This window comes from Mycobacterium botniense, from assembly GCF_010723305.1.
GTDB classification, from domain to species: Bacteria; Actinomycetota; Actinomycetes; order Mycobacteriales; family Mycobacteriaceae; genus Mycobacterium; species Mycobacterium botniense.
In genome coordinates this window covers 839,992-863,525 of record NZ_BLKW01000002.1, presented here as the reverse complement: position 1 = coordinate 863,525, position 23,534 = coordinate 839,992, and the positions used below count along the sequence as shown (strand labels likewise).

The following is a 23,534-nucleotide window of genomic DNA, read 5'->3' as shown; positions in this document are numbered from 1 at the left end:
TCGGGCCGTGCCGGCCCGCACTGCCGTATGTGCTAGTTACCGGCGGTGGACTGGCAGATCTTCCACTGGTCGTCGCGGAACTGGAGATCGAAACTGCGGGTGGAGCGGATCTGCGGATCGTAGGCCATGAAGGCGGTGACATTGGCTTCGGCGTGGTCTTTGTTGACGACGACTTGGTCGATGCTCGCGACCACCGGATACTGTTTGGCCTCCGCTACGCGGCGGTACGTATCCGACCACTCATGTTCGTCGTAACCGACATAGGTGTCCCGCATGGCGCCGCAGGTAATGCTGCGCAGCGCCGCGAGGTCGCCCTTCTGCACCGCGATATCGAAGTTCTGGATCGTGGTGCGCACCTGCTCTTCCGGCGAGGCTTTGGGCGCCTTGCTGCGAGTGAGCAGCACGGTGCCGAGCACCGCGATCGCGGCCAACGCCAGGATGACCAAGATCAACGCCAGCACCCAGCCCCAGTTGCGTTGAGTCGACGGACGCAGCTTCTTCCCCAGGCGTGGGGGAATCAATTGCGGCATTGCTGGTTTGGGACGAAAGTGGGGCACCCGCGTGTGCAAGACTTCGGTGGCGGGTTCGGCGGGGGTCTTGATGACCGTGGTCTCCTTGGCGTCGAAACCGGGGGCGGTGAAGCGCCGCTCCGTCGGCTTGCGCTGCGGCTGCGCGGTGTGGGAATGAGTGTCCGCATCCGGTTTGGCGATCACCTCGGTAGCGGGCTCGGTGTCAGCAGAAGCCGCCTCATGGTGCTCGGTGACGTCGTCATCCGCTGTTTCGTCCGTTGTTTCGTCCGCACCCGCCATCTGCTGCTCGACCGGGTCAGCATCGGAGTGGGCGGAGTCGTTCGCGGTGGCGTCCGGATCAGGTGCGGACTGGTTGGGCGCTTCGTCGCGGTCGGGCTCTGAAGGGTTGGCCATGAGCGCTACAGTCCTCCCGCTATCGAGTCGCTGTGTGGAAGCTTAGCGACCCGCCCCTCCGGGTGGTGTGACGACCGACGGCAGAATAGGAGCCATGACACCGACGGGTGATCTGCTGCAGCCGGATCCGATTCTGCTGCCTGGTGATACCGAGGCCGAGGCCAAGCTGCGTGCTCGCCAGGATCCGGCCGTCGTGGCCGCCGCGCATCCCGCGGCCTCGGTGGCCTGGGCGGCCCTGGCCGAAGAGGCGCTGGCCGAGGACAAGACCATCACCGCGTACGCCTATGCCCGCACCGGATACCACCGTGGTCTGGATCAGCTCCGCCGCAACGGGTGGAAAGGCTTCGGGCCGGTGCCGTACTCGCACGCACCTAACCGTGGCTTCCTGCGCTGTGTGGCCGCGCTGGCGCGTGCTGCCGAAGCTATCGGTGAGACCGACGAGCATGTGCGCTGCCTGGAGCTGCTCGATGACTGTGACCCGGATGCGCGAGCAGAGCTTGGCCTCTGACGTCGAAGAACCTGCCCACCGGGTCGCGGACTGGCGCTGGGACGGTACCGGCGCCGGGGCCGCCCGCGCATCTGTCTGGTAAGGCTCAAAACCACGCGCTCCAGAACCGGGTCAGGTGGGCGCCCCAGGCCACAAGCCCCCCGGGTATCCCGGACAGGTCGAAGAACCAGAACACCACGCCGAAGAACCAGCGATTAAGCGCCGGGGCAAGGAGTATGACCAGGAGAAACAGCAGGCCGTACTGCTTGGCCGGTTCCAGCGCGCGCTGAGTCTCCAGACTCAAATGCGGCTCCAGCGCGCCGTATCCGTCTAAACCCGGGATCGGCAGCAAATTCAGCACCACCGCGGTGACCTGAAGGAACCCCAGGAACGCCACCCCCGCCCACAACACCGGATGCACCGGGTCGAACCACACCCGAGTCGAGATCAGCAGCAGCGCCGCTAGCAGGACGTTGGCGGCCGGCCCCGCCAGCGCCACGAGGGTGCGTCGGATTGTGGTCATGAACGATGTCTGTACATATACCGCGGCGCCGGGCAGGCCGATGCCGCCCAGCGCGATGAACAACATCGGCAGGCCCAGTGACAGCATCGGATGGCTGTAGCGCCGGGGATCCAGGGTCAGATAGCCGCGCACCGCGACGTCGCGGTCGCCGAATCGCCACGCGGCGACCGCGTGCCCGAACTCGTGCAGGCACAGCGACACCAGCCAGCCCGCGATCACGAAGATGAACACCCCGGTATACGCCAGCGGCCGGATGCTGGCCCCGGCCCACCAGGCCAGCGCGCCGCCGAACGCCGTCAACCCGACGATCGCCAAAAAGATCGGGCTGGGCCGCACGGATTCGTGTGTGCCCCTAATGCTCATACGCGCCCACGCCACAAACGTACCGAACACCAGGCCGGTCTCGGGCGTCTGCGGCCAGCCGCGCCGTGGCCGGGCGGGTGCTGTCTCAGCGGACCAGCAGCCAGCCCTCGGTGTGCCGATAAAACGTCGAGCGCGTCAGCGGCCTCGGGGCGCCGACGCCGTCGCGGGTGACCAGCACTCCGGTGCTGCCCAGCTGTGCTGCTCGCCCGCTCAACCAGCGACGGGGACGTCCTCGCCGCGTCAGCACCGCCGCGCGCACACCGGGCGGTACCGCCATCGGCTCCACGCACACCCCGGCGACCTCACCGTCGAAGAGCACCGCGTCGTCGACCACCGCCTCGCCGTGCAGCGGCCCGTTTGCGCCCCGCCAAAGCGCGCCCCCGACGATCACTGCACCGGTCTCGTCACGGATCAGCGGCACCCGCCGGGCGGTACCGCGCCGTGCCCGCCGCGCCGCGCGGCGCCCCGCCGGCAGCCGGTAGACCCGGGTAGCCGCGGTGCGCCGCGGCGGTGCGTAACCGACTTCGATATCGAGCCGCTCGGCGCGCAACAGTCGGCTCAGCACGAGCGCCAGCTCAGTGTCGGCGCCGACCACCACCAGCCGCCGGTGGACGCCGATCACGGTGTCGACGTCGGGGGCAGCGGCGATGTGCCGGACGGGTAGGCCGGTCAGCGGGCGGGGTACACCCCGCTCCCCGAACACCAGCACCGCCGTCTTGGTCTCGGCCCCGTGCGCCACTGGGATAGTGTGGGTCACCGGCTGGACCACACTAAGCGGAAGACCCGAGGCGGGAAGAGTCATGCCGGCAATCGTCCTGATCGGCGCCCAGTGGGGCGACGAGGGCAAAGGCAAGGCCACCGACCTGCTCGGTGGGCGTGTGCAGTGGGTGGTGCGCTACCAGGGCGGCAACAACGCCGGGCACACTGTCGTCTTACCCACCGGGGAGAACTTCGCGCTGCATCTCATCCCGTCGGGTGTGCTGACCCCCGGCGTCACCAATGTCATCGGCAACGGCGTGGTGGTCGACCCCGGTGTGCTGCTCGACGAGTTGCAGGGCCTGGAACAGCGCGGTGTGGACACCTCCCGGGTGCTGATTTCCGCCGACGCGCATCTGCTGCTGCCGTATCACGTCGCGATCGACAAAGTCACCGAGCGCTATTTGGGCACCAAGAAGATCGGCACCACCGGCCGCGGCATCGGGCCCTGCTACCAGGACAAGATCGCCCGCATCGGGGTCCGGGTCGCCGACGTGTTCGACCCGCCCCTGCTCACCCAAAAGATCGAGGCCGCACTGGAATTCAAAAACCAGGTGCTGGTCAAGATCTACAACCGCAAGGCGCTGGAGCCGGCGCAGGTCGTTGAGTCGCTGCTGGCGCAAGCCGACGGTTTCAAGCACCGCATCGCCGACACCCGGTTGCTGCTCAACACGGCGCTGGAGCGCGGCGAAACCGTGTTGCTGGAAGGCTCACAGGGCACCCTGCTCGACGTCGACCACGGCACCTACCCGTATGTGACGTCGTCGAACCCGACGGCGGGCGGCGCGGCGGTCGGCTCCGGGATTGGCCCCACCCGGATCAGCACCGTGCTGGGAATCCTCAAGGCCTATACCACCCGGGTCGGTTCCGGGCCGTTTCCCACCGAGCTTTTCGGTGACACCGGTGAATACCTGGTCAAGACCGGCGGCGAGTACGGAGTGACCACCGGCCGGCGGCGCCGGTGCGGCTGGTTCGACGCGGTCGTCGCGCGCTACGCCACCCGGGTCAACGGCATCACCGACTACTTTGTGACCAAGCTCGACGTACTCTCCAGCCTGCAAACCGTGCCGGTGTGCGTGGGCTACACCATCGACGGCAAACGCACCCGGGAGATGCCGATGACACAAAGCGACCTCGCCCGCGCTCAGCCGATCTACGAGGAGATGCCGGGCTGGTGGGAGGACATCTCGGCGGCGCGGCAGTTCGACGACCTGCCGGCCAAAGCGCGTGACTATGTGTTGCGGCTCGAAGAGCTTGCCGGGGCACAGGTTTCCTGCATCGGGGTGGGTCCGGGCCGGGATCAGACCATTGTGCGCCGCGATGTCCTGGCGGCCCGGCCATGACGGATCAGCCCGAGTCGGTGGACCCCGATTACGAACATCACGGCGGTTTCCCGCGCTACGAGCCCGCAGATCCCGGCCCGGGTTTCGCCCGGTTCGTCACCGCGATGCGCCGTGTGCAGGATCTCGCGGTGTCCACCGACCCCGATAGCGACACCTGGGAGCAGGCAGCCGAGTGGGCCGAAGCACTGGTCAAGCTGCTGGATCCGTACCAGGTGCCGGAGGGTGTCGCGCCGGCGGGCCGGGTTGTCTCGCTGCCCGGTATGGGCAGCCTGCTGATGCCGCCGTGGACGATGACGAAATTCGGTCCCGACGGTGTGGAAATGCGCGGCCAGTTCAGCCGCTTTTATGTGGGCGGCAATATGGCGGTGCACGGCGGGGTGATCCCGCTGGTGTTCGACTGGCTGTGCGGCATGGTGGTGCACGCGGCGAACCGCCCGATCAGCCGGACCGCTTACCTGAAGGTCGACTACCGCAAGGTCACCCCGATCAACACCCCGCTGATTGCGCGCGGCCGCGTCGACTCCACCGAGGGGCGCAAGGCGTTCATCTCCGGGGAGCTCGTCGACGACGCCGACACCGTGCTGGCCGAGGTGCACGCGCTGATGGTGCGGCTGCTGCCCGGCCAGCCCTGAGGCTCTGCGGCCGTCACTGCTGCGGGCGTGCCCCCTATCCTTGGGCAGCATGGGGAGCGCGGGGAAGTGTGTGTGGCAATGACCGACCGAGAGGGTGAGCCCGTGAGCGAGGGCCTGACCGAAGAAGAGCACGAACCCCCCGGCAAGCACGAGGCCTGTGACGCGGCGGAAACGACGCAACTGGCGTCGGGTGAGCGGCTTCGGGATGAGCCTGATGACGAGGACGCTGAGCATTCGAGGCGGGTGATGCTTCTTGGGTCCGGCGAGCTGAGTCGTGAGCTGGTGATCGCCTTTCAGCATCTTGGCGCCGAAGTGATTGCGGTCGATGGGTACCCAGATGCCCCCGCACACCGGGTAGCGGACCACTCGTTGGTGGTTGACATGACCGACACCGACGAGCTGGCGGAGGTGATCGGGCGTGAGCGACCGAATTTTGTGGTCACCGCGACCGACGCGCTCGCGGTCGACGCGCTGAACGCCGCGGCCGAAACCGGATTTGCCCACGTGGTTCCCAGCCCCCGCAGCATCCGGCTCACCGCCGACGTGGAGGGCCTGCGACGGTTGGCTGCCGACGAGCTGGGCCTGCCCACCGCGCCGTTCTGGTTCGCGGGATCGCTCGACGAACTTCAGGCGGTCGCCGCGCATGCCGGGTTCCCACTGTTGGTGCGCCCGGTGGCGGCGGCCGCCGGCCAGGGGCAGTCGGTGCTGCGCCGGCCGGACGACGTCGAGCCGGCCTGGCAGCGCGCGGCAGCCACCACCACACCGGGAGCGCCGAACCGGGTATTGGCCGAGACGGTGGTCGAAATCGACTTTCACGCCACCCTGCTCACCGTGTGCAGCGCCGGCCCGGCGGGGCCGGCGATCGAATTTTGCACACCGATTGGCCGCGGAGGGCCAGCGAACGGTGTCCGGGAATTCTGGCAGCCGCAATCGATGAGCACGGCCGCGCTGGACGCCGGCAAATCGATCGCCGCACGTATCGTCAAGGCACTCGGTGGTCGCGGCGTGTTCGGGGTGGACGTGATGGTCCGCGGCGACGAGGTCTACTTCTGTGACGTGAGCGCTCGTCCCTTCGAGTGCGGGTTGGTGACGCTGCGCACCCAACGGCTTTCGGCCTTCGAGCTGGCCGCCCGGGCTGTTTTTGGCCTGGCGGTGGATACCATCATGATCTCCCCGGGTGCTGCGCGGGTGATCTATTCCGTCCCGGACGCGCTCGGCGCGACGCCGAACAGTGAGGGCGCGCTAGTCGATGCGCTGCGTGTGCCGGAAAGCGACGTGCGGGTTTATCGGCAGCACAAGGCCGACGGGCCACGCAGATTGGGTGTGGCGCTGGCCACCGCGCCTGATGTGAGGGCCGCACGTGACCGTGCCCGACAGGTGTCGGCCGCGCTGCACCAGTTGTGGCAGCCGTGAGCGAGGGGTGAGCGGATGTGCGAAACTCAGCTCAGTGAGCTATGCCGGCGATATTACCCCCGAGCAGGCCTGGAAGCTGCTCCGTGACAACCCGCGGTCGGTGCTGGTCGATGTGCGCACCGAAGCCGAATGGCGCTTCGTCGGTGTGCCCGACCTCTCCAGCCTTGGCCGTGATGTGGTCTTCATCGAGTGGAATACCACCGAGGGCACACCCAACGAGAACTTCCTCGCCGAGCTGCTCGACCGTGTTCCCACCGGTCCCGCGGTCTTCATCTGCCGCTCGGGCCACCGCTCCGCCGACGCCGCCGCGGCGGCGACCGCGGCCGGGATCACTCCGGCCTACAACGTGCTCGACGGTTTCGAGGGGCATCTCGACGCCGCTGGCCATCGCGGCGGTGCCGGGTGGCGGGCGGTCGGGCTGCCCTGGAAGCAGACGTGAGCGCCCGCAACGACGCGCGGCGCAGCGATGAGGAGGAGCGGCCCCCGGTGACGGAAAAGCGGTCGATTCGCACACCGGCGCCGCTGCCCGAGGGCATCAGCCCCGCCACAGTGGGTGTCCGCGGCGGCCTCATGCGGTCGGGCTTCGAAGAAACCGCTGAGGCGATCTATGTGACCTCCGGCTACGTCTACGAGTCCGCCGCGGCCGCCGAGCAGGCATTCGCCGGTGAGACGGACCGCTACGTGTACTCGCGCTACGGCAACCCGACCGTCACCATGTTCGAGGAACGACTGCGGCTGATCGAAGGCGCGGCTGCGGCGTTTGCGACCGCCAGCGGGATGGCGGCGGTGTTCGTCGCGTTGGGCGCGCTGCTGGGTGCCGGTGATCGTCTAGTCGCCTCGCGCAGCTTGTTCGGCTCCTGTTTCGTGGTGTGCAACGAGATTCTGCCGCGCTGGGGGGTGGAGACCGTCTTCGTCGACGGCGACGATCTGGACCAATGGGCGAAGGCGCTGTCGGTGCCCACCCAGGCGGTGTTCTTCGAGACACCGTCCAATCCCATGCAGTCGCTTGTCGATATCGCCGCGGTGACCGAGCTGGCCCACGCAGCTGGTGCGAAAGTCGTACTGGACAACGTTTTTGCCACACCACTGCTGCAGCAGGGTTTCCCGCTCGGTGTGGACGTGGTGGTCTATTCGGGCACCAAGCATCTGGACGGGCAGGGACGAGTGCTGGGCGGGGTGATCCTGGGTGACAAGGAGTACATCGACGGACCCGTGCAGAAGCTGATGCGTCACACCGGCCCCGCGATTAGTGCCTTCAACGCGTGGATACTGCTGAAAGGTCTTGAGACCCTGGCGATTCGAGTCGAGCACGCTAACTCTTCGGCCCAGCGGGTCGCAGAGTTTTTGGAGGGGCATCCGGCCGTGAGTTGGGTGCGCTACCCGTATCTGCCGTCCCATCCCCAGTACGATCTGGCCACGCGTCAGATGTCCGGCGGCGGCACTGTCGTCACCTTCGCGCTCGACACCCCGGCAAGCGCGGCCAAACAGCGGGCCTTCGAGGTCCTCGACAAGCTGCGGTTGATTGACATCTCCAACAACCTCGGCGACACCAAATCGCTGATCACCCACCCCGCGACCACGACACACCGAGCGATGGGCCCGGAAGGTCGCGCCGCGATCGGGCTGGGCGACAATGTGATCCGTATCTCGGTCGGGCTGGAAGATACCGACGACCTGATCTCTGACCTCGAGCAGGCGCTGCGCTAAGACGCCGCTCCGGCAGCGATTTCGGTGACAGCGACCGCCATCAGGTGACGGCGAGATAACAATTTTCACTGAAAACTATCGCGACGCGGCAAGCAAATACCGGGGATATCGCCCCCTGCAAACTATGGTCACTTCGTGTACCGTCGCACGGTGTTGAAGTTGCCGCTACTCGTCGCGGCAGGCACTGTGCTGGCTCATTCGGCGCGGGCTTTCGCCGAGCCGGGGCGGTGGTCTGCCGATCGTGCCAACCGCTGGTATCAGGCGCAGGGTTGGCTGGTGGGCGCGAATTACATCACGTCCAACGCTATCAACCAACTGGAGATGTTTCAGCCCGATACGTATGATCCGCGGCGTATCGACACCGAGTTGGGCTGGGCGCGGTCCCACGGACTCAACAGTGTGCGTGTGTTCTTGCATGATCAGTTGTGGGCCGCTGATCGCAAAGGTTTTCAGCAGCGTCTGGCGCAGTTTGTGGCCATTTCAGCACGTCATCGCATCAAACCGCTGTTTGTGTTGTTTGACTCCTGCTGGGATCCGCTGCCCAGGGCGGGCCGGCAGCGCGCCCCGCGGCCCGGGGTACACAACTCCGGATGGGTGCAAAGCCCGGGTGCGGAGCGGCTGGATGATCGCCGCTACATGCGGGTTTTGTACGAGTACGTCACCGGAGTAGTGGCTCAGTTCCGCAATGACGACCGGGTTTTGGGATGGGATGTGTGGAATGAGCCCGACAATCCAGCACGGGTCTATCGTGACGTGGAGCGAACCGACAAGACCGAGCGTGTGGCTGAGCTGCTACCGCAGGTTTTTCGGTGGGCGCGCTCGGTTGAACCCCGCCAGCCGCTGACCAGCGCGGTGTGGCAGGGCCAGTGGGCGGATCCGGCGCGACGCAGCGCGATCAGCGGTATGCAACTGGACAACTCTGACGTGATCAGTTTTCACTGCTACGACGAGCCGGCCGCCTTCGAAAACCGGATCGGCGAGTTGACGACCCTGGGACGGCCGATCCTGTGCACAGAGTACATGGCACGGACTCAGGGAAGCACCATCGACGGTGTGTTGCCGATCGCCAAGCAGCACAACGTGGGTGCGCTCAATTGGGGTCTGGTGGCCGGCAAGACCCAAACCTACTTCCCTTGGGACTCGTGGGATCACCCATATACGAGTGTCCCAAACGTCTGGTTTCACGACTTGCTACGGCCCGACGGGCGACCTTTTGCGGATAACGAAATTCAAACAATTCGCAGGCTCACTGGTGGGCAGACATAATTCGCGGTGCACAGACATGCATCCGAACACCGTGACCACGGTGCGCGGCTGAATCCGGATCCGACGCCAAACATTACTGCGTGGTTCCGGCGAATTGGGGCATATGTCGACTCGCAAACCGCAGCACTATGAGTGTATCCAGCGATGGCGGGAACTTCTCGCGGCCCCGACTGCATTGGCGTTAAGTCCGGCCTCAACGGTGACGGCAGTCTGCTGCCGTGATTTCACCGCGATGACGAAAGCTCCGCACGGGGCCCGCCACGCCGATGTCTCCGCTCTCGTGGGTGTGAGCCGTGTCCAAGACGGTCGGCGGCGGGCTGTCTGATCGCGTGTGGCACGGTCACGGCGATAGCGTGGCCTGCGATGCAACCCATGCCGCGGAGTGTGCACGGACGACGGTGCCTGGCGTGTCCGGCTGGGGTAGCAGACGGTCGCAGTTCGCCTGATTGCCCGGAAGTGCGCGAGCCCGCAAGAACCCGTGGACCGGGCAAGACGGGGCAGGACAGAACGCCGGCACCGCCACCACGGCGTGGATGTGGCCGTTGTGGGCTCGGCCCTCTGCTCACACGGCTTTTGTCGTGATTGGTACCGCGACCGACGTCCGCGCCGACGCCTGTCACGCGGGCCGGCTCTGCGGATTCGAATCGGGCCACTGATGGGCGGTCCTAGAGCTTACGCGAAGATGCGCGCGAATAGCGCTGGTGTTCTATGCTTTCGCTAAAAGATTGGGTTTTTCGGATCTCAAGGTGGGAGAAGTAATGAACATGGTGAAGCTGTTTTTGGCTGCGATTTGGGCAACCACCTTGATTGGTATGGCCGGCGTTGCACGCGCTGACGACGACCCCCGTGACGCTGCTTTTCTTCAGGCACTGCAAGAAGTTGGGATCACCTATCCCAGCGCGGATCGAGTAATCGCCAGCGGGAAAGCGGTGTGCTCGTACATGGCGGGAGGACACAGCCCTAACGCAACTGTCCAAATGGTCGCAGAGGAGAATCCCGAACTATCGCCGGATCAGGCGCTCCAGTTCGTCGATCTCGCGCGCGGCGCGTACTGCCCCTTACCACCCATGGGCGGTGGCGGCGGCGGCTAAATAATGGCGCTGCGCACCGTGTTGTCGCTGACCGAGCCAGGGTCCGCGGGCGTTATCTGTTAAAGCGGTGTCGCCGACCGGGCGAGAGCGAATCCCGTGATTTCCGGCGCCCGATCGGACGGGCGACATCGGTGATCGGTCGTGACGCGGCCACCGACTAGACGGGCGCGGGGACGGTCCCACCGTATCGGGTGACCACCGGATCGCGCGGCAGAGCCCACGACACGCTAGACGTGTGAAAGATGGTCGACGGCAAGCTGATTAGCCGCCAGCCGGCACCACGTGCCCGATACCGGCGGGGTGCGCCGCGTCCCGGGCCCGGTATCGTCGTGTCGTCGCGATTCCGCCTCTTATCCCCAGGCGGATTGGTTGGCGGCCAATTCCTCTTGCCATTGTGGCGGAAGCGGCAACGGATCCGGTTCCACGCGCCGGCGGCTGTTATAGGCCCACGTTGACGCCAGCCAGCCGCTGGGCGTGATCAAGGCAGCGGCCGGACGCTCCCCTTCCTTCTCGGCTTTCCCCTTTTGGTTCTTGTCATCGCGATCATCGTCATTGCCGTCGCGGCGGTCCGTCACACCGGTCAGCGCGCCCCGCCCCGACATCGTGCCCATCATCGCTTCTTGCAGTGCCATACCCGGAGGCAGGCTGGCGGCGACCAGCGGGGCGGCGTCGGTGGCGGTGGACGTCAGGGAAATCGCCACCGGCTCGGTCTCGGCGGCGGCAGCCCAGCTGGGTGGCACCGACAACGACCCGACCGAGGACGCCTGCCCGACTCCCGCGAGTGGCGCGAGCGCGGCGGCTCGGCCCAGACCCCCGGGCGTCTGCGCCCCGGCCACACCGAACAGGGCCTCGCGCGGCCCCAGGCCTTCGAACGTGAGGTAGCCGGCGATTCCACCGCGGACGAGTATTTCGCGGTAAAAACCGAAACCGTTGGCGCCGACGGTGTAACTGGCAGTGAAGTAGCCCAGCGAGTTGGATGTATACGCTGACGCCATACCGGTGTTACCACCGAACAAGGTGTTCAATTCGTTCAGCAACGACGTCGTCGATGTCTCCGTGGAGCCCGATGTACCCGACGGCGAAACCAACTGGTGCAGCGCGGCAGGCAGCGCCGTGGTCACCTGAGTGAGCTGGTGCACGTGGGAGCCGGTGGCAGTGCCGACGGCCTGGGCCACACTGGCGGTCTGGGCGCCCAACCCGGCCGGGTCGGTGGTCGGGGGTGGTTCGTTAAACGGGCTCAGTGCGCTCGCGTGTGCCGACGCGCCGGCGTAGCCGTACATGGCGGCGGCGTCTTGGGCCCACATCTCGGCGTAGTGGGCCTCGGTGGCCATGATCGCCGGGGTGTTCTGGCCGAAAAAGTTGGTGGCGACCAGCGCTGCCAGCAGCGCCCGGTTGGCCGCGATCACCGGCGGGGGCACCGTCATCGCAAACGCCGCCTCGTAGGCTGCGGCGGCCTCTTTGGCCTGCATGGCGGTCTGTTCGGCCTGGGCGGCGGTGCTCTGCAGCCAGGCCACGTAGGGTGCGGCCGCGGCGGCCATCGCCGCCGAGGTCGGCCCTGACCAGCTTTGGCCGGTCAGCCCCGCGATCACCGAGGAGTAGCCGGCCGCGGTGGTCTCCAGCTCCACAGCCAGCGCGTCCCAGGCCGCCGCCGCCGCCAGCATCGGCCCCGACCCGGGTCCGGTATACATGCGCCCGGAGTTGACCTCCGGCGGCAACAACGCAAAATCCATCTCGTTTTCTCTTTCCCGACTTCTCGTTTCCGTCTTGAAAGTTGTTGTGGCCGTAGATTTCTCGGGATCGACACCTCAGGCCGCCTCGGTAGCGGTGGCGGGGTGCCAGTCGGCCGGGAAACCGGCCGCGCGGGCATCAAAGGTCACCCGGCGACGGGTGAACGCGGTACCACCTTGCGGTTACGTGACACCACGGCACGGGCCGCAACCCCGCCGAGACCCCGGCCGGCCAGCGTGCCCAGCATGGTCTCGCCGAACGCTCCGCCGGGGAAGCCTCCGACGACAGCCGGGACGCTCGGCGCGCCGGCGGCCGGAACGGTGAAGGAGACAGGGGTGATCGCCGAAGCGGGCATCGCCCAGCTCGGCGGCGCCGACAACGCGCCGATCTTGATTGCCTGGCCCATGCCGGCAGCCAGCCCCGAGCCGCCGAAGCCCAGCGCCGCTGGTCCCACGAACGGGGGGTTGAGCGTTTCGAAGAGCCCCGCGGGGTTTTCGGCCAGGAACGTAAACAAACCGATCCCGTTGTTGATATTGCTAATCGCGTTTGCGGCGTCGGCCCAGCTGGCGGTGCCGTTACCGAAGGTCATTGACGCGTAGCTGGCAGCATTGTTGACTGCCGAGCTGATCGTGCTCGTCGACGAGCTTGTCGTGCTCGACGAGCCTGACGACGTGCCAAGGTTGAGCAGCTGCGACAGCACGGATTGCACGTGTGTACCAGCGCTGCTGCCTGTTGCCTGGAGAACCGAGGCGGATTGGGCGGCCTGTCCGGCCGGGTTGGTGTTCTGCGGTGGTTGGCTGAACGGAGTGAGTCCCGACGCGGCCGCCGACGAGCGGGCATATCCGTTCATCGCAGTGGCATCTTGGGCCCACATCTGCGCGTATTGACGCTCGGTCTCCCCGATCGCTGCCGTGTACTGCCCGAAGTAGTTGTGCGCGATCAGTGCGGCCAACAGGGCGCGGTTGGAGGCGATGACCGCCGGAGGCACATGGGCGGCGAGCGCGGTCGAGTAGGCGCTCGCGGCCGCCTTGGCCTGGCCAGCCGTCTGCTCAGCCTGAACTGCTGTGTTCTGCAACCAGGTCACATACGTTTGGGCGGCAGCCGCCATAGCCGCCGACGACGGGCCGGTCCACCGTGTGGTTGTCAAGGCTGCGATCACCGAACTGTATTGGGCCGCCGCGGAGTGTAATTCGGCGGCCAGCTCATCCCAGGCCGCCGCGGCGGCGAGCAGCGACCCCGCTCCGGGACCGGCATACATCCGCCCCGAGTTGATCTCCGGAGGCAATAAACTGTAGTCAAGAAACATCTCGGCTCCCGTTCTCCTTGCTGTTGATGTCTGCGGTCCTAGGTGATGTGGTGGTGCTCGTTATCGGTGTCACCGTCCGGCCTGCCACAGCGGTGTGGCGACGTGCTGATGCACCCTGCGGCCGGTACCAGAGCTGATAACGGGATGCGCCGCCGCATGAGTGCGCCCGCCGGGACAGCGGACACCGGGCCGGGCGGCACCGGGCGGGCGCAACGTGAGGTCCGTACGCCGTGTTTTCTGGCTGCGGAACCTGCACTGATGCGCCTCATCGCGAGCCTCCCTCCAAGCGACCGGTTGCCGGGCCGGGGTTATAACAGCCCGCCGCGGTAAACCGGAGGTTACGGCCGGATGGTCGAAACACTGCCGTGACGGTGAACTGTTGGATGCCGCCGCACAATCAACCAGCCAGCGCGATCCCATCGCGTGATGTGCGAAAGCCATTGCTGCAGAGTTGGTCTCGGTGTGGTGTTCGCCATAAAGTGCGCGCCGCGGCAAGGTGACGGGCAACGTTCACGTGTGGTTCACCTGCTGCACAGCTACTGTTCATCGACAGCGATAACGCTGCCGGAACTATGCAGTATGCGAGATGGCTGTTGATTGCAGCCGGTGCTGTCACGGCAGTCGGCCTGGCCGCGCCGGTACACGCCGATAACACCGACACCGTGTTCCTCGACGAACTCGATCGTGCAGGAATCGAATACGCAGATGCGCAGGATGCCGTGTCTATCGGCAAGGACGTCTGTGACTACCTTGCTGCGGGGCGCCCGGTGAACACCGTCGTGCGCGCCCTGAAAATGCGGAACCACCACCTGTCGATGCATAACGCCGCCCAGTTCGTCGCGATCTCCGCGCAGACGTACTGCCCTGCGCAGCTGCCGGCCGGCGGTATCAGCGGTTGAAACGCGGCCACGAGTTATCGGTCACGGGGCAGTGGGTGAAGCCAGTCATCGCGGGGGTAATCATGGTGCGAACGCCGCGGCGATCGGCACCGGCCTTGCAGGTTGCTGAACACTGCGTGAACACTGTCGACCAAAGCCCTCGCCGGCGTGTTCTCACCGCCAGCCCAGCGATAAACTCTTGGCGTACAAGCCATTTCATAAAAACTGAGTTCGTCAAGTGGCGAACCAGCCGGCCCGTTGTCGTTACGGAGGGACAATGACAGTTATACGATCGCTTCTTGCCGCAGCCGGGGTGGCTGCGGTGGTCGGAATGCCCGCGGCCGCCAACGCCGATCCCGGGGACACGGCCTTCCTCAGCTCGCTCGACCAGATCGGTATCCAGTACCCCAACCCCACCGACGCGGTCGCCAGCGCCCGAGAAGTATGCGACTATCTCGCGCAGGGACATACCACGAACCAAGCTGCACGCGGAGTGAAAAACGCCAATCCGGAATTGTCGCTGACGAAGGCGTCACAATTCGTGGCGATCGCACGGGCAACGTACTGTAATCAGGTTCCTGCCGCGTCATAACGCCGGCTGCGGTGGACCGCACCCCGGTGTCGAGGTCACCGTCGAAATACCGCCAGTGACAGGCGCTGATGTCGGTTGATGCGCCGCCGGTCCCGGGCCATCGGCCCAGTGGGCCGGCGGTGTTGTCGAATCGGCAGATCGGTAGCGTACCGTCGTGGCGAAGCGTCAGAGCCGCGCGACTGTGCCGACGCGGGCCCGCTGCTTGGGTGGGCTCGAGGAGGCGGTCATCATGGACCGCGTGCGGGAGCGCGGCGAGGTCACCACGGTTCGCGCGGTCTTCGACGACGTAGCGCGCGGGAAGAACATTCTGCGGCGGTGATGCGCGACGCCTTCGACGCCGGCGGCGATTCGGACCTGGTTCTGGCATTCTTCATCAACCAGATGGATGAACAAGAAGCAACGCGGGTTCGGGCTGCGCTGCGCCGCATCATCGACAACCGGAACGACGCATGAACACAGCCGTCTTGTTGCTGCTGAACGGCGTCGCCGCGCTGGCGCTGCACACACCACTGGCGGTCGGAATGGCCTGTCGTCTTTGAGAGCACCCGTTTTCAGCGTCTGGTTAGCTGGAATCGCTGGTGGCATCGGGGTGTCGATGAAGCCAGCGGCTCACTGAGCGCCAGCGGAACGCCGCAGCGACGAACAAGGCGGCCATACCGAGCAGTGGCCATACACCGAGCTTGTCGACCTGGTGCACCAGCCAGCTTTGTACGATACCGGCGATGTGGACGACCGGGTCGTCCGGGGCAGCATCAGCGAAATACACCCGGATTTCGTAATAGCCGTAGTAGGTCACGTACAGTCCGGTCAACAGAACGACAACGCCGGCGATACGGCCCACATACGGCAGAATCCTGCGCAGTGCAGCGCCGGCGGACGAACCGGCCAGCGCGACACCCAATGCGGCAGCTCCCACCGTCGCTGTCATCCCGGCGGTGTAGGCGAGGAAGGCCAGGATGCCGGACAGCATCAAACCCTGTTTGAACGTCGTGCTGATGACAGCGAGAAACGGTGCGAGCGTGCACGATAGCGAAGCCACCGCGTAGCTCACGCCATAGCCGTACATCGACCCCAGCCGTCGTGTCGGTGTTCCGCGCGTCAGCTTGGGCACGGCGGCATTGATGTCCTTACCGACCAGCAGCCAGATGGCCATCGCGATCAGCACAACGCCGATGACGACGGTGGCGAACGGCAGATATTTCTCCGCCGATGCGACTGCAGGCGAGATCACCAGGCCGAAAATGCCGAAAACCGTGAGGAATCCGAGCGCCATCATCACGGTGGCCGCCGCCGCGCGGGCCAGCGCCGTGCCGCGCGATATGTCCTGGGCCTCGGCGATCACCAAACCCAAATAACCTGGCAGTAAAGCGAATCCACAAGGGTTGAGGGCGGCGACAAGCCCGGCGCCTAACGCGAAACCCAATGCCGCCGTGTCGATCATTGAGTGACCAGCGCGTGAACCCGCTCGCTCAACTGCGATTCCCGCAGGGAACTTTTGACCACGTCGACACTACCGTGCGAGCTGACGAAAGCATAGGCCGGCTGGTGCGTGACCCCGAACCTGGCCCAGATCGTCCCGTCGGTATCGGCCAGCTGGGTGAACCCACCCAGGCGGTATTTGTCGACGAACGCCTGCATGGCGGGTATCCGGTCATGTCCGGCCACGCCGACAAACGTCACCGCAGGGTTGGCCGCCGCGACCTTGGCGACCGTCGACGCCTCCTGCTGACACTGGGGGCACCACGGAGCCCAAAACCACAACACAGACGGTTTACCCCTCAAGCTTTCTCCGGAAAACGGTTGACCAGCAAGGGTTTTAGCAGAGAACTGCAGCTGAACAGGGGCAGGTGCAGTGGTGTGGGACCAGCCGCAACCCGCCAACAGTAGTGCAGCGGCAGCCAACCACGTGGTCAAACGACGGGGCACGGTGACTCCTTCGGATACGAAACCTCGACAGTGACCAACCTACTGCCTAGGTGCCTAGGCAGTAGATGCTTGTGGCTGGATGTCGGTATCAGACGGGAGTGAGCCGGCGCAGGTGCTCATGCGGACCTAATAGTTCCAGGCGGCGCCACAGCACACTGGTTGGCAGCGCCTGGCTGGGGTGGCAGCGTACCGCCCGGTATTGCTGATGCCGGTCGACCGGTATCACGAGGTCGATATGTGTGCTCGGGTATCCGGCAAAGGACGTGTGGTACTCGTGGTTCAGCGTGTCGGCGACTGCGCTGGGCAGCGTCCAGCCCAGCACAGGCAGGTCAAGGTCAAGTGCGGCGGCCCGTGCAGCAGCGGTCGCCCGCTGATGGTCGGGATGGCCAGTGACACCATTAGAATCAAACGCAAGCACGCCGTCCGCGCCGACTTTTCTGGCGAAATCGACGACCGGAACCGACAGCTCATCGGCGGGCGTCTCAGATAAATGGCCGTCAGGGTAACTGAGCAGTTCGACAGTCGACACGCCGAGCACCTCGGCCGCCGCCGCCAGCTCACGCGCCCGAATCTCGCTCAGATCACCGGCAACACCGTGCAATGTTGACGCCTCGCCGCGGGTCAGGCACAAAACGGCTAATCTCGCTCCCCGTTCGGCGAAGGACGAGAGGACGGCGCCCAAACCGAACGACTCGTCGTCGGGGTGGGCGACCACGGCCAACACGTTTCGCCACGGGGGAAGCCCGTCGCCCGTTGTCAACGCCGGGCCCCCGCTAGGCGACCCGGATGGCGGCTTCGATCTCTTCGGCGGACAGCTTTTTGGTGCACAAAAACCACTCTGTACACTCGACGCCTTCAGCGGTGCCCGCCATACGTTCCTGGGCGGCACCGGTGGTGCCGGGCGCGGCGAGGACGACGGGCTCACCGGGTTGCCAGTCCGCCGGTGTAGAGACCCCGAAATGGTCACACGTCTGCAGGGCCTTGACGACCCGCAGCAACTCGTCGAAGTTACGTCCCAGGCTGAGCGGGTAGTAGATGATGACGCGGATGATGCCCTTCGGATCGATGACAAACACTGCCCGCACCGCCTTGGTGGAATCCTCGCCTGGCATGACCATCCCGTATTTGCGGGCGACACTCAGTGAGACATCTTCGATGACGGGAAAGCTCACATCGACGTTCTTCAAGTCACGAAAGGCGATTTTCTCCTTGATCGTGCGCAGCCACGCGATGTGGCTGTAGAGCCCGTCCACCGACAGTCCCAGCAATTCGGTGTTGTACGCGGCAAACTGCTGCTGCATGGAAGCGAACGTCATGAACTCGGTGGTGCATACCGGCGTGAAGTCGGCCGGGTGTGAGAAGAAAATCACCCATTTGCCTTCGTAGTCGGCGGGAAAGTCGATCTTCCCCCGGGTGCTCACGGCGCTAAATGCCGGTGCCGGATCGCCGATACGTGGCATGGGCGGTGTGGTGGCTGGTGTCTCGGCGGCAGCGGTCATGATCTTCGATCCTCCTGAAGCGGTACTACCGCCGAGTATATACCCCACAGGGTATATGATCGCTGTCGAGTGGCTCCCGCACTCGTCCGGTGCCGCGGCTCAACGCCGATCGGCACCGGCCGAGCGTTGCCCGGTGCACCCACGACCGCGACGGCAGCTCTCCGCATGGCGAGGCGGCGCCACCGAGGTCCAGGTCGAAGGCGGTTAATGGCTGGCCGCGAAATGTCGAGGTGGAGGAAGCGTGATGATGATAACGCTGACAGCTCCGCTATGGGTCGGCGTGATCTTCGGAATGGTGGTCGGAGCGATCGGAGAGATCTGGGGCATCGCAAACCCGGAGACCCTTATCCGGCTGGCCCGGTGGAAAGACCGGCTACTCGTCGGCTGCATCGCTATCGCCTCGGCGGTTGGCGCCGTGACCTTGTACGGTCTTTCCGCGCTGGGATTCTCTATGCATTTTTCGCCGAAACCGATTTACATCGCCGGCGTGATGATCGGCGGGCTTCTTTTCGGAGCCGGAATGGCTATCTCCGGCTATGTCCCGGGTTCTGAGCTGATGGCGCTCGGCGAAGGTCGACGCGATGCGGTGTACGCGTTGCCGGGCGGACTCCTCGGTGCGGCGGCGTGGACACTCCTATACCCGACCCCGGTTGGTCAGTAGCTGGTGAGCACTGGAAATTACGGTGACCTGGTGGCGTCCGGATCTATCCATCATCTTCGGCCGATGTTCACACTTGCGATCGCTGGGCTGTACGCGATCGCACTTCTTGTTGGTACGGCGCTGCTGCCGCGCTACGCGCGTGGTAAAAGCTCTCTCGTCCAAGCGCTTACACACAAACCGGATCCACGCGAACAGGAGCTGATAGCAGACACCGTCGCTTACCTGGCGGAGGGCGGATTAGACCGGGGCACCCTCGGCAGGTTCGAGCGGATGGTCGCCGCCGACGTACCGAACCCCAATTTCTACTCGCGCGCAAAATTGGGGACGAGCGCGCTACTCGGGTTAGTCGTGGTGCTGGCAATTTTCCTTCATCAGATCTTCGGTGAATCGACCACGTATTCGTGGGTTATCGGGTATACGCTGCCTTTTCGGTCCGAATACACTGATGCAGTGAACCAAAAAATAGGCTGGGAGCCGTTCTCGGATATCGGCACTTTCCTGGGCGCCCTCATCGCAGCAGTTCTCGTGAGCCGCCATTTCCAGGGATTCAGGTCAGTCATACCCCCGTCCTGGCGCAATCGGTTCGGAAACAGTCCGGTCAAGCGAGCAATCGGCAGCTTCGGCGGGTTCTTTATCCTGATGTTTGGGACCCGGATGGCCGACGGATGTACCAGTGGGCATATCCTCAGCGGCGGAATTCAAATGGCGGCCAGCGGGTGGTTATTCGCCGTAGCCGTCTTTATCGGCATGATTGTGACAGCCCGTATCACGTATGGAAACGCCACCGACAAGGTAGCGGGATGAAAACGAACGAGAAATGGTTACGCATCGGTGTGGTGGGCGCTGCACCCGCGACCTGTGCAGTCGCGGCGGTAGTGACTCACAATCACACGTCGACGCCGTTGACCCTGGCCCAGGCGCTGGTGACGGCCGTTATCCCACTGGGACTGCTCGGCTACCTTTCGGTGTACTGGCGAGAGCACCGGGTATCCAATGACGATCGGGCCGGCAAAGGCCGGGCCAACCGGGAGCACGACCGATGAGACCAGATCCTGGGGGGTGCGAAACGACCGGGTCGTGTCGCGGCAGAAGGTATGTGGTACCCACCCGCTCGCTGCCCGGGCCGCGACGAGGTAACCCACCGTGTGCAGTGTCCGTCTGGCGGCGATCAGCATGAGCGGCATCGCCAGTGCGGCACTCCTGGGCTTTGTGATCGGTGTCGCGCTCGGAGCCCTCGGCGGCGGGGGTTCCATTCTGGCGGTTCCAGCACTGGTCTACGTGGTGGGTGAGAGAGCCCAAACAGCGATGACGACCTCGCTGGTCGCGGTCGGCGCCACGGCGTTCGTCGGCCTGGCCGGCCACATCCGCACCGGTACGGTGCGAGTCGCGCCGGGGCTGATTTTCGGGATAGTCGGCATCGGCGGCTCGTTACTCGGATCCTTACTGAATCGCATGGTTTCCAGCGAAGTGCTGTTACTGGCATTTTCGGTGCTGATTCTGGTGGCCGCATGGCGGATGCATGTCCGGCAAGCCGAGACATCGTGTCACGCTAGACAATTCAATACAGTGGCTATCGACGGTGACCGTGGCCGACCCGCAAGCGCACGGCGCGTCCGCCCGGCACGGGCCGCTTCGGAAGGGTCGGGGACGGTGTCGGGGGGTGAGCGTCAGCGGCGGGCGGTGCTGGCCACCGGCGCACGTGTGGTGATCGCCGGCACCATCGTGGGTTTTCTCACTGGACTTTTCGGGGTTGGCGGGGGCTTTGTGATTGTGCCGGCGCTGGTGCTGGCACTCGACTTCGAGATTCCTGCCGCGGTGGGGACCTCGCTGCTGGTGATCGTCATCACCTCGGCAGAAGGTGTGATATTCCGTCTACCGGGCGGCGAAATCGACTGGCGGGTGGCGATCCCTTTTACTGCGGCCGGAATCATCGGCGTCGGCGTCGGCACCCTGATCGCCAGTCGGGTACCGGCGGCCCGGCTCACCCGGTGGTTCGTGTGGCTGCTGGTGGCTGTCGCCTGTTATACGGTGGTCCAGTCGATTCGCGGGATGTGACCGGCCAGGAAGTCACGCATTTCTGCGGCACATTGTCCCCGACTGTACTCAGGTGCCAGCCAGACTGGCTGGTGGTTTGACGGTCTTGTGGTTGCGGCCGACGTGGGCTTCGGCGCGCAGTCGGTCCACCATGTGGGGGTAATGCAGCTCGAACGCCGGGCGCTCGGAGCGGATCCTGGGCAGTTCGTAGAAGTTGTGCCGCGGGGGTGGGCAGGTGGTCGCCCACTCCAGGGAGTTGCCGTAGCCCCACGGGTCGTCGACGGTGACCGGTTCGCCGTAGCGCCAGCTTGTGAACACGTTCCACACGAACGGCAGCATCGACACCCCCAGGATGAACGCCCCGATCGTGGAGACCACGTTAAGCGGCTGGAAGCCGTCGCTGGGCAGGTAGTCGGCGTAGCGGCGCGGCATGCCCATGTCACCGAGCCAGTGCTGCACCAAAAACGTGGTGTTAAACCCGATCAGCGTCAACCAGAAATGCAGTTTGCCCAGCCGCTCGTCCAGCAGCCGTCCGGTCATCTTCGGAAACCAGAAATACACCCCGGCGAACGAGGCGAACACGATGGTGCCGAACAGCGTGTAGTGGAAATGCGCGACCACGAAATAGCTGTCGGTGACGTGAAAGTCCAGCGGCGGGCTGGCCAACAGCACCCCGGAGAGCCCGCCGAGCAGGAAGGTGACCAAAAAACCGAACGCCCACAGCATCGGTGTTTCGAAGGTCAGCTGGCCCTTCCACATGGTGCCGATCCAGTTGAAGAACTTGATCCCGGTCGGCACCGCAATCAGATACGAGGTCAAGCTGAAAAACGGCAGCAGCACCGCGCCCGTGGCGAACATGTGATGCGCCCAGACTGTCATCGACAGCCCGGCGATGCCCAGGGTGGCATAGACCAGGGTGGTGTAGCCGAAGACGGGTTTGCGGCTGAATACCGGGATGATCTCGGTGACGATGCCGAAGAACGGCAGCGCCACGATGTAGACCTCGGGGTGGCCGAAAAACCAGAACAGGTGCTGCCAGAGGATCGGGCCGCCGTTGGCGGGGTCGTAGATATGCCCCCCGAGATGGCGGTCGTAGGCCAACGCGAACAGCGCGGCGGTCAGCGGCGGAAATGCCATCAGCACCAAAATGGAGGTCACCAGGATGTTCCAGGTGAAGATCGGCATCCGAAACATCGTCATCCCGGGTGCGCGCATGCACACCACGGTGGTGATCATGTTGACCGCGCCCAGGATGGTGCCCAGACCGGCCACGATCAGACCCATGACCCACAGGTCGCTGCCGGCGCCGGGGCTATGGATGGCGTCGGACAGCGGGGTGTAGGCGGTCCAGCCGAAATCGGCCGCCCCGCCGGGGGTGATGAACCCGGCCAGCGTGATCAAAGCGCCACAGAGAAATAACCAGTAGGAGAAGGCGTTCAGCCGGGGAAACGCCACATCCGGGGCGCCGATCTGCAGCGGCAGCACCAGGTTGGCGAAGCCGAACACGATCGGGGTGGCATACAGCAGCAGCATGATGGTGCCGTGCATGGTGAACAGCTGGTTGTACTGCTCATTGGACAAAAACTGCAGCCCCGGCGAGGCCAGCTCGGCGCGCATCAACAGCGCCATCAGCCCGGCGGCGAAAAACAGTGCATAGCTGGTGACCACGTACATGATGCCGATCATCTTGTGATCGGTGGTGGTCACCAACTGGTAGACCAGCGTACCCTTCGGGCGCAAGCGCGCCGGAAACGGGCGGTGCGCTTGTAACGTTGCGGCAGGTGGTGCTTCGGCAGTCATAGCCCTCCTCAGCATTTCCGCGGTCGGCGGCGGGGAAACCTCAGCGTGCAGACATCGGGGGCGCGGATTGCCCGGAGTGCCCAGTGCTGGACGTCACGACGTGTCTGGGGTTTCGTGTGTCCGGCGCCGCCCCGACTACCTGGATCGGCACAGGGCGGCGGTAGCCTGCGCGCACCACTGCGGGTCGACGTTGGCGGCGAGTGTCGGCATGTGGTCTTTGACCTCCGCCAGGTTCATCGCGTCACCGATGAGCGTGGCGTAAGCCTCGGTGAGGCTGCTAAGGCGTTCACGCAACTCATCGTTGACGGCCATCAGATGCTCGTTGCGCTCGTGGGCCGCCTGGAGTTCGGCGATTAGCTCCCTTTGTTTCTGGTCCATGGCGGACTGGTCAGGACTACCTGATGTCATGAGACTTCCTTCTCCCTTCTTTCTTTTCGGCGTCCCGCACTACCTGGGCACGTCGTTTCGGCAGGTGCATCGCTGACCGGCCGGCACCGACGCCATGACCCGGGCGGCGTGTTCGCCGCAGCCCGCCCAGGTGGTTTTACCGCAGCTCGGGCAACGTACCGGGTAGCACATTGGTCGCTCCAGTTTTGGTGAAAGTCT

The 23,534-nt window shown here is 65.1% G+C and carries 28 protein-coding genes; 16 read left to right on the top strand and 12 right to left on the bottom strand.

The genetic code is table 11. The annotated features are described in order from the left end of the window. Positions 1-32: 32 nt before the first annotated feature. Positions 33-923 carry an Rv0361 family membrane protein gene (locus G6N08_RS04330; protein WP_163754741.1) on the bottom strand — a complete coding sequence of 297 codons (891 nt, stop codon included), beginning with the start codon at positions 921-923 and terminating at the stop codon, positions 33-35. Positions 924-1,017: 94 nt separating this feature from the next. On the opposite strand from G6N08_RS04330, the gene G6N08_RS04325 reads away from it, so the two are divergent. Continuing rightward, positions 1,018-1,431 (top strand): DUF3151 domain-containing protein, encoded by a 414-nt coding sequence (locus G6N08_RS04325; RefSeq protein ID WP_163754739.1) that lies wholly within the window; start codon positions 1,018-1,020, stop codon positions 1,429-1,431. Between the two features lie 85 nt (positions 1,432-1,516). On the opposite strand, the gene G6N08_RS04320 is transcribed toward G6N08_RS04325, so the two are convergent. Then, positions 1,517-2,296, bottom strand: coding sequence for a site-2 protease family protein (locus tag G6N08_RS04320; RefSeq protein ID WP_163754737.1), 780 nt, complete (start codon positions 2,294-2,296; stop codon positions 1,517-1,519). A gap of 85 nt (positions 2,297-2,381) precedes the next feature. After that, on the bottom strand, positions 2,382-3,098 hold the full coding sequence (locus tag G6N08_RS04315; protein WP_246216599.1) for a peptidase M50: 717 nt from the start codon (positions 3,096-3,098) through the stop codon (positions 2,382-2,384). Between G6N08_RS04315 and G6N08_RS04310 the strand changes: the two genes are divergently transcribed. The 7 genes from G6N08_RS04310 to G6N08_RS04280 all read left to right on the top strand — a co-directional run bounded on the left by G6N08_RS04310 (position 3,097) and on the right by G6N08_RS04280 (position 10,504). Next, positions 3,097-4,395, top strand: coding sequence for an adenylosuccinate synthase (locus G6N08_RS04310; protein ID WP_163754735.1), 1,299 nt, complete (start codon positions 3,097-3,099; stop codon positions 4,393-4,395). The genes G6N08_RS04315 and G6N08_RS04310 overlap by 2 nt on opposite strands. After that, positions 4,392-5,027: a PaaI family thioesterase gene (locus G6N08_RS04305; RefSeq protein WP_163754733.1), complete on the top strand. Its 636-nt coding sequence runs from the start codon at positions 4,392-4,394 to the stop codon at positions 5,025-5,027. Before G6N08_RS04310 ends, G6N08_RS04305 begins: the two co-directional genes overlap by 4 nt. A gap of 102 nt (positions 5,028-5,129) precedes the next feature. Continuing rightward, positions 5,130-6,440 (top strand): formate-dependent phosphoribosylglycinamide formyltransferase, encoded by a 1,311-nt coding sequence (purT, locus tag G6N08_RS04300; RefSeq protein ID WP_281352691.1) that lies wholly within the window; start codon positions 5,130-5,132, stop codon positions 6,438-6,440. Positions 6,441-6,474: 34 nt separating this feature from the next. After that, positions 6,475-6,879, top strand: a complete 405-nt coding sequence (locus G6N08_RS04295; protein ID WP_163754729.1) for a rhodanese-like domain-containing protein — start codon at positions 6,475-6,477, stop codon at positions 6,877-6,879. A gap of 47 nt (positions 6,880-6,926) precedes the next feature. Further along, the gene (locus G6N08_RS04290) at positions 6,927-8,147 is read left to right on the top strand and encodes an O-succinylhomoserine sulfhydrylase (protein WP_163756673.1); all 1,221 of its coding nucleotides are present in this window, start codon (positions 6,927-6,929) and stop codon (positions 8,145-8,147) included. 135 nt (positions 8,148-8,282) lie between these two features. After that, positions 8,283-9,413, top strand: a complete 1,131-nt coding sequence (locus tag G6N08_RS04285) for a glycoside hydrolase 5 family protein (RefSeq protein WP_163754727.1) — start codon at positions 8,283-8,285, stop codon at positions 9,411-9,413. Positions 9,414-10,171: 758 nt separating this feature from the next. Further along, on the top strand, positions 10,172-10,504 hold the full coding sequence (locus tag G6N08_RS04280; RefSeq protein WP_163754725.1) for a DUF732 domain-containing protein: 333 nt from the start codon (positions 10,172-10,174) through the stop codon (positions 10,502-10,504). Between the two features lie 350 nt (positions 10,505-10,854). Here G6N08_RS04280 and G6N08_RS21020 read toward each other — a convergent pair whose 3' ends face one another. Together G6N08_RS21020 and G6N08_RS04270 are read right to left on the bottom strand one after the other, a co-directional pair. Continuing rightward, complete coding sequence (locus G6N08_RS21020; RefSeq protein ID WP_163754723.1) at positions 10,855-12,234, bottom strand: PPE family protein; 1,380 nt, start codon at positions 12,232-12,234, stop codon at positions 10,855-10,857. 143 nt (positions 12,235-12,377) lie between these two features. After that, on the bottom strand, positions 12,378-13,538 hold the full coding sequence (locus tag G6N08_RS04270; protein ID WP_163754720.1) for a PPE family protein: 1,161 nt from the start codon (positions 13,536-13,538) through the stop codon (positions 12,378-12,380). A 572-nt stretch (positions 13,539-14,110) separates the two neighbouring features. Here G6N08_RS04270 and G6N08_RS04265 point away from each other — a divergent pair. The 4 genes from G6N08_RS04265 to G6N08_RS21165 all read left to right on the top strand — a co-directional run bounded on the left by G6N08_RS04265 (position 14,111) and on the right by G6N08_RS21165 (position 15,461). Continuing rightward, positions 14,111-14,437 carry a DUF732 domain-containing protein gene (locus tag G6N08_RS04265; protein ID WP_163754718.1) on the top strand — a complete coding sequence of 109 codons (327 nt, stop codon included), beginning with the start codon at positions 14,111-14,113 and terminating at the stop codon, positions 14,435-14,437. Between the two features lie 256 nt (positions 14,438-14,693). Next, complete coding sequence (locus G6N08_RS04260) at positions 14,694-15,008, top strand: DUF732 domain-containing protein (protein ID WP_163754716.1); 315 nt, start codon at positions 14,694-14,696, stop codon at positions 15,006-15,008. Between the two features lie 154 nt (positions 15,009-15,162). Beyond that, positions 15,163-15,327, top strand: a complete 165-nt coding sequence (locus tag G6N08_RS21170; protein ID WP_308494698.1) for a hypothetical protein — start codon at positions 15,163-15,165, stop codon at positions 15,325-15,327. Continuing rightward, complete coding sequence (locus G6N08_RS21165) at positions 15,324-15,461, top strand: hypothetical protein (protein WP_308494697.1); 138 nt, start codon at positions 15,324-15,326, stop codon at positions 15,459-15,461. Before G6N08_RS21170 ends, G6N08_RS21165 begins: the two co-directional genes overlap by 4 nt. A 109-nt stretch (positions 15,462-15,570) precedes the next feature. Here G6N08_RS21165 and G6N08_RS04250 read toward each other — a convergent pair whose 3' ends face one another. The 4 genes from G6N08_RS04250 to G6N08_RS04235 form a co-directional block, all read right to left on the bottom strand. Further along, on the bottom strand, positions 15,571-16,449 hold the full coding sequence (locus G6N08_RS04250; RefSeq protein WP_163754714.1) for a cytochrome c biogenesis CcdA family protein: 879 nt from the start codon (positions 16,447-16,449) through the stop codon (positions 15,571-15,573). Then, a complete protein-coding gene (locus tag G6N08_RS04245) occupies positions 16,446-16,910 on the bottom strand; it encodes a redoxin domain-containing protein (RefSeq protein WP_246216690.1) in 465 nt (154 codons plus the stop codon). The genes G6N08_RS04250 and G6N08_RS04245 overlap by 4 nt, the downstream gene beginning before the upstream one ends. 112 nt (positions 16,911-17,022) lie before the next feature. Further along, positions 17,023-17,694, bottom strand: a complete 672-nt coding sequence (locus tag G6N08_RS04240; protein WP_371868953.1) for a PIG-L family deacetylase — start codon at positions 17,692-17,694, stop codon at positions 17,023-17,025. Positions 17,695-17,707: 13 nt separating this feature from the next. After that, on the bottom strand, positions 17,708-18,433 hold the full coding sequence (locus G6N08_RS04235) for a peroxiredoxin (RefSeq protein WP_371868952.1): 726 nt from the start codon (positions 18,431-18,433) through the stop codon (positions 17,708-17,710). A 244-nt stretch (positions 18,434-18,677) separates the two neighbouring features. On the opposite strand from G6N08_RS04235, the gene G6N08_RS20325 reads away from it, so the two are divergent. The 4 genes from G6N08_RS20325 (at position 18,678) to G6N08_RS04220 (ending at position 21,149) form a co-directional block, all read left to right on the top strand. Further along, positions 18,678-19,094: a YeeE/YedE thiosulfate transporter family protein gene (locus G6N08_RS20325; protein WP_218033337.1), complete on the top strand. Its 417-nt coding sequence runs from the start codon at positions 18,678-18,680 to the stop codon at positions 19,092-19,094. Between the two features lie 63 nt (positions 19,095-19,157). Beyond that, on the top strand, positions 19,158-19,898 hold the full coding sequence (locus G6N08_RS20320; RefSeq protein ID WP_218033336.1) for a YeeE/YedE thiosulfate transporter family protein: 741 nt from the start codon (positions 19,158-19,160) through the stop codon (positions 19,896-19,898). Beyond that, entirely contained in the window at positions 19,895-20,137 is a 243-nt protein-coding gene (locus tag G6N08_RS04225; protein ID WP_163754710.1) for a hypothetical protein, read from the top strand. The genes G6N08_RS20320 and G6N08_RS04225 overlap by 4 nt, the downstream gene beginning before the upstream one ends. A 100-nt stretch (positions 20,138-20,237) precedes the next feature. Then, positions 20,238-21,149, top strand: coding sequence for a sulfite exporter TauE/SafE family protein (locus tag G6N08_RS04220; RefSeq protein WP_163754709.1), 912 nt, complete (start codon positions 20,238-20,240; stop codon positions 21,147-21,149). Positions 21,150-21,197: 48 nt separating this feature from the next. On the opposite strand, the gene ctaD is transcribed toward G6N08_RS04220, so the two are convergent. The 3 genes from ctaD to G6N08_RS21490 all read right to left on the bottom strand — a co-directional run bounded on the left by ctaD (position 21,198) and on the right by G6N08_RS21490 (position 23,507). Next, positions 21,198-22,928, bottom strand: coding sequence for an aa3-type cytochrome oxidase subunit I (gene ctaD, locus G6N08_RS04215; RefSeq protein ID WP_163754707.1), 1,731 nt, complete (start codon positions 22,926-22,928; stop codon positions 21,198-21,200). A 135-nt stretch (positions 22,929-23,063) separates the two neighbouring features. After that, the gene (locus G6N08_RS04210; RefSeq protein WP_163754705.1) at positions 23,064-23,336 is read right to left on the bottom strand and encodes a hypothetical protein; all 273 of its coding nucleotides are present in this window, start codon (positions 23,334-23,336) and stop codon (positions 23,064-23,066) included. Positions 23,337-23,375: 39 nt separating this feature from the next. Next, a complete protein-coding gene (locus G6N08_RS21490) occupies positions 23,376-23,507 on the bottom strand; it encodes a DUF8730 family Cys-rich protein (RefSeq protein WP_503826677.1) in 132 nt (43 codons plus the stop codon). Positions 23,508-23,534: the final 27 nt, after the last annotated feature.